This is a genomic window from Pseudoclavibacter helvolus (assembly GCF_049707175.1).
GTDB classification, from domain to species: domain Bacteria; phylum Actinomycetota; class Actinomycetes; order Actinomycetales; family Microbacteriaceae; genus Pseudoclavibacter; species Pseudoclavibacter helvolus_A.
The window spans coordinates 1-1294 of sequence record NZ_JBNAFM010000040.1; the positions used below are offsets into that span (position 1 = coordinate 1).

General features: G+C 66.7%; 1 pseudogene. It reads right to left on the reverse strand.

From position 1 onward, the window contains the following. Positions 1-1207, reverse strand: a pseudogene (locus ACPYN9_RS17180) (ISL3 family transposase); the annotation flags it as partial. Positions 1208-1294 lie beyond the last annotated feature (87 nt).

Here is a 1294-nt window from a genome sequence, read left to right on the forward strand (position 1 = left end):
GAGGTGCTCGAGGCGCCCGTTGTTCGCTTCGGTGGGTCCGTTGCTCGTGCCGGGATGATCGAAGTACGCGAGGACATCAACGGCCCGCCGATTGAGGGTGCCGCCGAGCTTGCGCAGCTCGGCAAGCCCTGCTGGAATGCTCGTCTTGAGCGAGCCGATGACGGCTTGCAGTGCTGCTTTCCCCAGGGCTCGGTTCGGTTCGCAGTAGGCGGTGATCACGCGTTGGTAGATGCTCCAGGTCGCCTCGACCCCGGCGTGCTCGAGCTTCTCGAAGAGACCGTCGAGCCGGTGGCGTTGGCTGTCGGTGAGGTACTGCTCGCTCGTGCGCAGCGCGCGCCTGGCGCCGTAGAGCGGGTCGCCGGTGCGACCTCGGTGGCCAGGGGTCCTTGCTGGACTCGCTGCCGGCAGGTATCGAGAGTATCGCCGGCGAGCTTGACGACATGGACCGGGTCGAGGACTTCGACGGCGTCGGGGAGTTCCGCCTCCGACGCGGTCTTGAAGCCCGTGAAGCCATCCATCGCGACCACCTCGACCCGGTCGCGCCCGGCCTGCGTCTGGCCTTGCAGCCAGGTTGTGAAGACGGCCTTCGATCTCCCCTCGACCATGTCGAGCAGCCTGGCTGGCCCTGTCTTCTCCCGGACCGGGGTGAGATCGATGATGACGGTCACGTACTTGTCGCCGCGCTTGGTGTGCCGCCAGACGTGCTCGTCGACACCGATCACGCTCACGCCGTCGAACCGGGAATCGTCGTTGATCAGCACACGGCGGCCTTCGTCGAGCACGGCCCGGTTCGCGGTGTTCCAGGACACGTCGAGCGCTTCCGCGACGCGCTGGACGGAAAGATGCTGGACGACGAGACCGGTCAGCGCCCATCGCAGGGCTGCCCGGGAGAGCTTCGCTCTTGGTGCCGCGGCTGTCGTGGTGGCCTGGTGCCAGACGTGAGCACACTGGGAGCATCGGTAGCGGTGGACCGAGATCACGAGCCCGGTCGGTCGCCACCCGAAGGGCACGTGCGCGAGGCGGCGGGTGTTTGTGTCCCTCGGCGAGCCCTGGCAACCGCAACGATGACACCAGTCATCGGGGTCAAGGACTCGGCACGCGAGCACCGCACGACGTTCGGACAGGACTTGCCGGTCACCTCCAATCCGAGCTCGTCAAGACCGCAGAACGCGGCAACGTCAGGAGGTTGGAGGGCAGCGTCAAGCACGTCGAGGTCTTCCGGACGGGGAGTGTGAGAACTTCCATCCTGGAAGGCCTCGACCTCTCTTCGCGCAACGACGCGCTACCCGCTCCT